This is a genomic window from Pseudomonas sp. JH-2, from assembly GCF_036231725.1.
In the GTDB taxonomy this organism is placed as follows: Bacteria; Pseudomonadota; Gammaproteobacteria; order Pseudomonadales; family Pseudomonadaceae; genus Pseudomonas; species Pseudomonas delhiensis.
The window spans coordinates 93,078-102,011 of the sequence record NZ_JAZAQP010000023.1 but is presented as its reverse complement, the minus strand read 5'-3'; the positions used below and the strand labels follow the sequence as shown (position 1 = coordinate 102,011).

The 8,934-nt window shown below is 66.8% G+C and carries 8 protein-coding genes; 2 read left to right on the top strand and 6 right to left on the bottom strand.

What is annotated here, in order from left to right:
• Positions 1-208: 208 nt before the first annotated feature.
• The 4 genes from VV867_RS17250 to VV867_RS17235 form a co-directional block, all read right to left on the bottom strand.
• Positions 209-550 (bottom strand): zinc ribbon domain-containing protein YjdM, encoded by a 342-nt coding sequence (locus tag VV867_RS17250; RefSeq protein ID WP_177412054.1) that lies wholly within the window; start codon positions 548-550, stop codon positions 209-211.
• Positions 551-602: 52 nt separating this feature from the next.
• Positions 603-1,226 (bottom strand): c-type cytochrome, encoded by a 624-nt coding sequence (locus VV867_RS17245; RefSeq protein ID WP_328567087.1) that lies wholly within the window; start codon positions 1,224-1,226, stop codon positions 603-605.
• A 188-nt stretch (positions 1,227-1,414) separates the two neighbouring features.
• Positions 1,415-3,223: a sodium-extruding oxaloacetate decarboxylase subunit alpha gene (oadA, locus tag VV867_RS17240; protein WP_109933887.1), complete on the bottom strand. Its 1,809-nt coding sequence runs from the start codon at positions 3,221-3,223 to the stop codon at positions 1,415-1,417.
• Between the two features lie 55 nt (positions 3,224-3,278).
• Positions 3,279-4,694, bottom strand: a complete 1,416-nt coding sequence (locus VV867_RS17235; protein ID WP_328567086.1) for an acetyl-CoA carboxylase biotin carboxylase subunit — start codon at positions 4,692-4,694, stop codon at positions 3,279-3,281.
• Positions 4,695-4,930: 236 nt separating this feature from the next.
• Here VV867_RS17235 and VV867_RS17230 point away from each other — a divergent pair, with 236 nt between their 5' ends.
• Positions 4,931-5,866 carry a LysR family transcriptional regulator gene (locus VV867_RS17230; protein ID WP_275630544.1) on the top strand — a complete coding sequence of 312 codons (936 nt, stop codon included), beginning with the start codon at positions 4,931-4,933 and terminating at the stop codon, positions 5,864-5,866.
• Here VV867_RS17230 and VV867_RS17225 read toward each other — a convergent pair.
• Positions 5,820-6,032 carry a PA3496 family putative envelope integrity protein gene (locus tag VV867_RS17225; RefSeq protein WP_328567085.1) on the bottom strand — a complete coding sequence of 71 codons (213 nt, stop codon included), beginning with the start codon at positions 6,030-6,032 and terminating at the stop codon, positions 5,820-5,822. The two genes, VV867_RS17230 and VV867_RS17225, sit on opposite strands and share 47 nt — an antisense overlap.
• A 112-nt stretch (positions 6,033-6,144) precedes the next feature.
• The gene (gene hexR / locus VV867_RS17220) at positions 6,145-7,032 is read right to left on the bottom strand and encodes a transcriptional regulator HexR (RefSeq protein ID WP_089393839.1); all 888 of its coding nucleotides are present in this window, start codon (positions 7,030-7,032) and stop codon (positions 6,145-6,147) included.
• A gap of 107 nt (positions 7,033-7,139) precedes the next feature.
• Here hexR and zwf point away from each other — a divergent pair, with 107 nt between their 5' ends.
• Positions 7,140-8,609 (top strand): glucose-6-phosphate dehydrogenase, encoded by a 1,470-nt coding sequence (gene zwf, locus VV867_RS17215; RefSeq protein ID WP_328567084.1) that lies wholly within the window; start codon positions 7,140-7,142, stop codon positions 8,607-8,609.
• The last annotated feature ends 325 nt before the right edge of the window (positions 8,610-8,934 follow it).

Genomic DNA, 8,934 nt, shown 5'->3' with positions numbered 1-8,934 from the left:
CAGGCAGCCGGAATGACCATGGGAAAACCGTTACCCATGTGTCCCGACAAGCGTTACCTATGTGTCCCGGCAGAACACTTCGCTCAACCCATCCTACGGGAGCCCGGAATTGACGTAGGAGCGGACTCCGTCCGCGATGGGCCGGGCCCAGGCACGGCGATCGCGGATGAATCCGCTCCTACAAAAGAAGAAGAGAAGCCCGAGCGGCTCAGACCTTCTTGACGAATTCCGACTTCAGCTTCATGGCGCCGATGCCGTCGATCTTGCAGTCGATGTCGTGGTCGCCGTCCACCAGGCGGATGTTCTTCACCTTGGTGCCGACCTTGACCACCAGGGACGAGCCCTTGACCTTGAGGTCCTTGATCACGCTGACGGTGTCGCCGTCCTGCAGCACGTTGCCGACGGCGTCCTTGATCACCTTGGCGTCGCCCTCGCCTTCGGCGGCGGCATCGGCCGACCATTCATGGGCGCATTCCGGGCAGACCAGCAGCGCGCCGTCCTCGTAGGTGTATTCGGAATTGCATTTCGGGCAGGGTGGCAGGCTCATGATCGCTATCACTGACAATGGAAAAGACCGTGCATTATATAAGGCTTTGCCCACTTCAGGGGTGCAATTGCTGCAGGTAGGCCGCCAGCGCCTCGATATCCCCGGCCTGCAGCTGCGACGCCACCGCCAGCATGGTCGAGCCGGTGCGGCGCGGGTCCTTGTCGCGGTAGGCCTCCAGCGTCCGCTGCAGGTAGGCCGCCGGCTGCCCGGCGATGCGCGGGACGCCCTGCTGGCCCAGCCCCTGCGGACCATGGCAGGCCACGCAGACCCGCCCGAACAGCGCCTCGCCCCTGGCCCGCAGGGTATCGTCCACCGTGCCCTGGCGCGGCAGCACCGGCTGCTGGCTGTAGTACACGGCGATGTTCACCCGCTCGTCGAGGCTCAGCATCTTCGCGGCCTGGTTCATCACGAAGTCGGTGCGCTGCCCGCTGGCGTAGCGCTCGAAGGCGGTGAACAGGTAGCCCGGCGCCTGCGCGGCCAGGTTCGGGATGTAGTCGCGCCGGCTGTTGCCATCGTCGCCATGGCAGTTGCGGCACAGCACGATGCGCTCGTGGCCGGCGGCGTAGGCCTGCTCGCGCAGGGCGGGGTCGGCCATGATGGCGTCGAAGCGCGCCTGGGCGGCCTCGTCGCCCAGGGCGGTACAGCTGACGGTCAACAGCAGAGCAATCGCGAAACGCATCGCCTCCTCCCCGGAACTCGGCCTGCGGCTTGCCGTTTATAGGCGTGCGCGCGGCGCGGGGCCTGGATGCAGGTCAATGAAGCGGCGCCCCGGCCGCGCCGGAAGGTGATGGTTTTCGCAAAGACATAAAAAAGGGGGAGCATCGTGCTCCCCCGGGGACTGAACCTTGAGACCCGTCTGTCCGTCGGTCAGCCTTCAATCTCGATCAGCACCTCGCCCGGGTTGACGCGGTCACCCTTGGCTACGTGGATCGCCTTGACGGTGCCGGCGATGGGCGCCTGCACCTCGGTTTCCATCTTCATGGCCTCGGTGATCAGCACGGCCTGGCCGGCCTTCACGCTGTCGCCTTCCTTCACCAGCACGTCGACGATGTTGCCCGGCATGGTGGTGCTGACGTCGCCCGGCGCGCTGGCGTGCTTGCGCTTGTTGCCGCCGCCGCCGATGAACTCGTTGAGCGGCTCGAACACCACTTCTTCCGGCATGCCGTCGATGGACAGGTAGAAGTGGCGCTTGCCGTCGGTCTTCACGCCGACGCCGGTGATGTCCACGCGGTAGCTCTCGCCGTGCACGTCGACCACGAACTCGGTCGGCACGCCTTCGCCGCCGGCTGCGGCCACGCCGTTGCCGGTGGGGATCGGCAGCAGTTCCTCGGGCTTCAGGGCGCCGGCCTCGCGTTCCTCGAGGAACTTGCGGCCGATGTCCGGGAACATGGCGAAGGTCAGCACGTCCTCCTCGGACCGGGCCAGGGCGCCGATCTCGCCGCGCAGCTTGTCCAACTCGGGCTTGATCAGGTCGGCCGGGCGCACGTCGATGACTTCCTCGTTGCCGATGGCCTGGCGCCGCAGCTGCTCGTTGATCTGGCCCGGAGCCTTGCCGTAGCGGCCCTGCAGGTACAGCTTCACCTCGTTGGTGATGGTCTTGTAGCGCTCGCCGGCCAGCACGTTGAAGAACGCCTGGGTACCGACGATCTGCGAGGTGGGGGTGACCAGGGGCGGGAAGCCCAGGTCCTCGCGCACCCGCGGGATTTCCTCGAGCACCTCGGCCATGCGGTTGAGGGCGCCCTGCTCCTTCAGCTGGTTGGCCAGGTTGGAGATCATGCCGCCGGGCACCTGGTTGACCTGCACGCGGGTGTCCACGCCGGTGAATTCGCTCTCGAACTGGTGGTACTTCTTGCGCACGGCGTGGAAGTACATGCCGACCTCCTGGATCAGTTCCAGGTCCAGGCCAGTGTCGTAGGGGGTGTTGCGCAGCGCCGCGACCATCGACTCGGTGCCCGGGTGGCTGGTGCCCCAGGCCATGCTGGAGATGGCGGTGTCGATGCGGTCGGCGCCGTTCTCCACGGCCTTGAGCTGGCACATGCTGGCCACGCCGGCGGTGTCGTGGGAGTGCACCACCACTTCCAGCGGCAGGGCGTCCTTCAGGGCCTTGACCAGGTCGCCGGTGGCGTAGGGGGTCAGCAGGCCGGCCATGTCCTTGATGGCGATGGAGTCCACGCCCATGGCCGCCATGGCCTTGGCCTGGGCGACGAAGGCGTCGATGGTGTGCACCGGGCTGGTGGTGTAGCAGATGGTGCCCTGGGCGTGCTTGCCGGCAGCCTTCACCGCCTCGATGGAGACGCGCAGGTTACGCACGTCGTTCATCGCGTCGAAGATGCGGAACACGTCGATGCCGTTGACCGCGGCCTTGGCCACGAAGGCGCGCACCACGTCGTCGCTGTAGTGGCGGTAGCCCAGCAGGTTCTGCCCGCGCAGGAGCATCTGCAAGCGGGTGTTGGGCAGCGCGGCCTTGAGCTTGCGCAGGCGCTCCCACGGGTCTTCCTTGAGGAAGCGCACGCAGGCGTCGAAGGTGGCGCCGCCCCAGACTTCCAGCGACCAGTAGCCGACCTTGTCGAGCTTGTCGCAGATCGGGAGCATGTCCTCGGTGCGCATGCGGGTGGCCAGCAGGGACTGGTGCGCATCGCGCAGGATGGTATCGGTGACGCTGATTTTCTTGCTCATCTCGTAATTCTCCTCTCCGCTGCAGCCTGCCGCTTGTAGCCTGCAGCCTGAAACCTCAAAGGCCCGCGTGGGCGGCGATGGCGGTGGCGATGGCGATGGCCAGGTGCGACGGGTTGCGCTTGATCGAGTACTGGGTCAGCTCCGGGTGGCTTTCCACGAAGCTGGTGTTGAACTCGGCGCTGCGGAATTCCGGGTCCTTGAGGATTTCCTGGTAGTAGGGCGCGGTGGTCTTCACGCCTTGCACGCGCATGTCGTCCAGGGCGCGCAGGCCGCGGTCCAGGGCCTCTTCCCAGGTCAGTGCCCAGACGATCAGCTTCAGGCACATGGAGTCGTAGTACGGCGGGATGGTGTAGCCGGTGTAGATCGCCGTGTCGGTGCGCACGCCGGGGCCGCCGGGGGCGTAGTAGCGGGTGATCTTGCCGAAGGAGGGCAGGAAGTTGTTCTTCGGGTCCTCGGCGTTGATGCGGAACTGCAGGGCATAGCCGCGGTACTGGATGTCTTCCTGCTTGACCGAGAGCGGCAGGCCGGAAGAGATGCGGATCTGCTCGCGGACGATGTCGATGCCGGTGATTTCCTCGGTGATGGTGTGTTCCACCTGCACCCGGGTGTTCATCTCCATGAAGTACACCTCGCCATCGGCGAGCAGGAACTCCACGGTGCCGGCGTTCTCGTAGCCCACGGCCTTGGCCGCGCGCACGGCGAGGTCGCCGATGTAGGCGCGTTGCTCGGGGGTCAGCTGCGGGCTGGGGGCGATCTCGATGAGCTTCTGGTTGCGGCGCTGGATCGAGCAGTCGCGCTCGAACAGGTGCACGGTGTTGCCGAAGGCGTCGGCCAGCACCTGGGCCTCGATGTGCTTCGGGTTGACGATGCACTTCTCGAGGAAGACTTCCGCGCTGCCGAAGGCCTTGGTGGCCTCGGAGATGACGCGGGGGAAGTTCTGCTCCAGCTCCTCGCGGCTGTTGCAGCGGCGGATGCCGCGGCCGCCGCCGCCGGAGGTGGCCTTGAGCATCACCGGGTAGCCGATGCGCTCGCCTTCGCGCAGCGCTTCGGCGAGGTCGGCGACGTTGCCTTCGGTACCCGGGGTGCAGGGTACGCCGGCCGCCATCATGCTGCGCCGCGCCTCGGTCTTGTCGCCCATGCGGCGGATCACTTCCGCCGACGGGCCGATGAACTTGATCCCGCGCTCGGCGCAGATGTCCGCAAGCTCCGCGTTCTCGGAGAGGAAGCCGTAGCCCGGGTGCAGGGCGTCGCAGCCGGTCTCCACCGCCAGGTTCACCAGCGCGCGCGGGTTGAGGTAGCCGGCCAGCGGGTCGGTGCCGATGCTGTGCGCCTCGTCGGCGCGCTTCACGTGCAGGGCGTGACGGTCGGCATCGGAGTAGACGGCCACCGAACGGATGCCCATCTCGGCGCAGGCACGCACGATGCGGACAGCGATCTCCCCACGGTTGGCGATCAGGATTTTCTTGATCACTTGCGGTTTCCCTCGACCGGGGCTGATGGACCCGGCACTTGAACCAATCGGCAATCCGCCGCGGCGTTCGATCCGCGTCGGCTCGGCACGTGCCGGAGCAGGGTTCCGGCGTTTTTTTACCCTACGCGGGATCGAGGATTACCCAAAATCAATATTTATTGGGATAGCCATAACTTTTGCCTTATAGTCGAACGCAACCACCCCGTTCGGGAGCCGTCCGAATGCGTAAGTCCTTGATGCGAATGACACTTCGCCAGCTGCAGGTATTCCGTGCGGTGTGCGAGAGCCGTTCCTACAGCCGCGCCGCGGAGGAAATGGCGCTGACCCAGCCGGCGGTCAGCCTGCAGATCCGCCAGCTGGAGGAACTGGTCGGCCAGCCGCTGTTCGAGTACATCGGCAAGAAGCTCTACCAGACCGACGCCGCCGACGCCCTGCTGCGCGCCAGCACGGACATCTTCCAGCGCCTGGAGGTGCTGGACATGCAGCTGTCCGACCTCAAGGGCTCGCTGCAGGGCCAGTTGCGCCTGGCGGTGGAGTCCAGCGCCAAGTACATCACCCCGCACCTGTTCGCCGCCTTCCAGGCCCAGCACCCGGACGTCAGCCTGCACCTCACGGTGGTCAACCGCGCCCAGGTGATCAAGCGCCTGTCGGACAACCGCGACGACCTGGTGATCATGTCCCTGGTGCCCCAGGACATGGCCCTGGAGTTCCTGCCCTTCCTGAACAACCCGATAGTCGCGGTGGCGCCGCCCGAGCACCCGCTGTGCAGCGCCGCCAAGCTGTCGCTGAAGGACCTGGAATCCTGGCCGCTACTGATCCGCGAGCCTGGCTCGGGCACGCGCAAGGCCTGCGAGGAACACTTCCAGCAGAAGCGCGCGCACTTCCCGCAGACGCTGGAATTCGCCTCGCTGGAAGGCTCGCGGGAAGGGGTGCTGGCCGGCCTCGGCCTGGCCCTGCTGCCGCGCCACGCGGTGAGCCGCGAACTGCGCGCCGGGCTGCTGCGCGAACTGCCGGTGGAGGAACTGCCGCTCTACCGCAGCTGGTGCCTGGTGCACGCCCGTGGCAAGCGCCTGAGCCCGGTGGCCCAGGCATTCGTCGCGTTCATCCGCGAGGAGCGCGCGCTGATCAGCCAGCTGGCCGAGCGCTTTTCACCGACGCCCGTGCAGAATTGAGGTAGTTGGCGGCGATCAGGTCGGGATAATCGGACATCTCGCGGTCGAGACGTTGCGCCTCGAGGCGCTCCTCGATGGCCCGGCGGAACTGCATGCGGCGCTGATCCTCGAGCTTGCGGCGGGTCCTGCTGTCCAGGTGCTGGGTGTCGTCGATATGGCGTGGCATCTCGCATCTCCCAAGGCCGAAGGGCTGGAGACGCCAGCATGCTGACGAGGGATGACAGTTTGAGGGCGCTGCGGTGAAGCCGCGGTGACGCCGACGGGCGGTCGGCGCCGGCTCAGGACGCCTCTTCCGGGCGCGGCTCCTCGTGGCTCTTCACCACCTTGGGCGACAGGCGCAGGCTGCGCAGGCTGCGCTTGACGCTCTTGAGGTGGTTGACCAGGTCCGGGCCGCGGGCCATGGCCACGCCCATGGCCAGCACGTCGATCACCACCAGGTGGGCGATGCGCGAGGTCAGCGGGGTGTAGATGTCGGTGTCCTCGTGCACGTCCACCGCCAGGTTCACCGTGGCCAGGTCGGCCAGGGGCGTCTGGCTGGGGCACAGGGTGATCAGGGTGGCGCCGGCCTCGCGGACCAGGTTGGCGGTCACCAGCAGGTCCTTGGAGCGGCCGGACTGCGAGATGCAGATGGCCACGTCGCTGGGCTTCAGGGTCACCGCCGACATCGCCTGCATGTGCGGGTCGGAATAGGCCGCCGCCGACAGCAGCAGGCGGAAGAACTTGTGCTGGGCGTCCGCGGCCACCGCGCCGGAGGCGCCGAAGCCGTAGAACTCCACGCGCTGGGCATGGGCGATGGCGGCGATGGCGCGTTCCAGGGCGTGGGTGTCGAGGTTCTCGCGCACCTCCATCAGCGAATGCAGGGTGGTGTCGAAGATCTTCAGGCTGAAGTCGGTGACCGAGTCGTTCTCGTTGATCGCGAACTGGCCGAAGCTGGCGCCGGCAGCCAGGCTCTGCGCCAGTTTCAGCTTCAGGTCCTGGAAGCCGCTGCAGCCGATGGCGCGGCAGAAGCGCACGATGGTCGGCTCGCTGACGCCCACCCCGTGGGCGAGGTCGGCCATGGAGCTGTGCATGACCGAGGCGGGGTCCTGCATCACGTGATCGGCGACCTTCAGTTCCGACTTGCGAAGCAGATGACGCGACTGGGCAATGTGCTGCAACAGGTTCACTGGGCTGGACTCGGCTATGATCGGCGGATGGGATGTAGTCTGCTTGTAGTTATACTACAAGTCAGGCGGTCACGCCCAGGCAATAAGTGGTGGAGCAGTACCCGATGATGTCCGAAACTTCCGCATTTCCCCTTTCCTGCGACATCCTGGTGTTCGGCGGCACCGGCGACCTGACCCTGCACAAGCTGCTGCCGGCGCTCTACCACCTGCACCGCGAGGAGCGCCTGCCGGCCGATACCCGCATCCTCGCCCTGGCCCGCAGCCAGCGCTCGCAGGAGGCCTACCTGGCGCTGGCCGAACGGCATTGCCGGGCGCAGGTGGCGCGGGCCGACTTCAGCGTCGCCGACTGGCAGAGCTTCGCCACGCGCCTGGACTACCTGGCCATGGACGCCTCCCAGAGCGCCGATTTCAGCCGCCTGCGCCAGCGCCTGAAGTTCGGCCACGAGCGCGTGCTGGTGCACTACCTGGCCACCGCCCCGGACCTCTTCGCGCCCATCGCGCAGAACCTCAAGGTCGCCGGCCTGGCCGGGCCCAACACGCGCATCGTGCTGGAGAAGCCGCTGGGCCATTCCCTGGAGTCGGCACGGGCGATCAACCAGGCCATCGGCCAGGTGTTCGACGAGTCGCGGGTGTTCCGCATCGACCACTACCTGGGCAAGGAGACGGTGCAGAACCTGCTGGCCCTGCGCTTCGCCAACACCCTGTTCGAGCCGCTGTGGCGCAGCGCCTACGTCGACCACGTGCAGATCAGCGTCAACGAGACCCTCGGCGTGGAGAACCGCGGCGCCTACTACGACCACGCCGGGGCCATGCGCGACATGGTGCAGAACCACCTGCTGCAGCTGCTGTGCCTGGTGGCCATGGAGGTGCCGGTGCACTTCGACGCCGAGTCGGTGCGCGACGAGAAGCTGAAGATCCTCCAGGCCCTGCGCCCGATCGGCGGCCTCGACGTGCAGGACCGCACCGTGCGCGGCCAGTACGGCGCCGGGCGGATCGGCGGCCAGGAGGTGCCGGCCTACTGGTTCGAGAAGAACGTGGACAACGACAGCGACACCGAGACCTTCGTCGCCCTGCGCGCCGAGATCGACAACTGGCGCTGGGCCGGCGTGCCCTTCTACCTGCGCACCGGCAAGCGCATGGCGAAGAAGTGCTCGGAGATCGTCATCCAGTTCAAGCCGGTGCCCCACGCCCTGATCGGCGACGGCAGCGGCCCGGCCAACCGCCTGTGGATAAGGTTGCAGCCGGAGGAGCGCATCAGCCTGCAACTCATGACCAAGACCCCCGGCAAGGGCATGCGCCTGGAGCCGGCCGAGCTGGACCTCAACCTGGCCCAGGCCTCCAGCCCCGGCAAGCGCCGCTGGGACGCCTACGAGCGCCTGCTGCTGGACGTGATCCAGGGCGACTCGACGCTGTTCATGCGCCGCGACGAGGTGGAGGCGGCCTGGCGCTGGATCGACCCGATCATCGCCGGCTGGCAGGAGCACTACCAGCGCCCGCGCCCCTACCCCGCCGGCAGCAACGGCCCGGAGCAGGCGCAGATGCTGCTGGAGCTGCAGGGGCGGCGCTGGTTGGAGTGAGGTTGAGCTTTTTGTAGGAGCGAGGGGGACGCCTAGTTCTTGCTCGCGAATGGAGTTTGCTGGGAACAGCAGGTGTTGGGATTCAGAGCGCCCTCTCCCTAACCCTCTCCCTGAAGGGAGAGGGGACCGTTGGGCAGTGTTGGACACTATGGAGTTAGCCGGACACCGTGCTTTCCAGCTGAATCCTTACTTTCAAACGGCACGGACTAGCCCCCTCTCCCTTCAGGGAGAGGGCTGGGGAGAGGGAGCGGAGTCAACCCAACACGCCAGAGCCACCGGCAAACCAGGTTCGCGAGCAAGAACTAGGCGTCCCCCTCGCTCCTAC

What these genes read in the sequence shown, in the direction of transcription:
- VV867_RS17245 (WP_328567087.1), bottom strand. Translation starts at nt 1,226, where the DNA reads ATGCGTTTCGCGATTGCTCTGCTGTTGACCGTCAGCTGTACCGCCCTG.
- oadA (WP_109933887.1), bottom strand. Translation starts at nt 3,223, where the DNA reads ATGAGCAAGAAAATCAGCGTCACCGATACCATCCTGCGCGATGCGCAC.
- VV867_RS17230 (WP_275630544.1), top strand. Translation starts at nt 4,931, where the DNA reads ATGCGAATGACACTTCGCCAGCTGCAGGTATTCCGTGCGGTGTGCGAG.
- VV867_RS17225 (WP_328567085.1), bottom strand. Translation starts at nt 6,032, where the DNA reads ATGCCACGCCATATCGACGACACCCAGCACCTGGACAGCAGGACCCGC.
- zwf (WP_328567084.1), top strand. Translation starts at nt 7,140, where the DNA reads ATGTCCGAAACTTCCGCATTTCCCCTTTCCTGCGACATCCTGGTGTTC.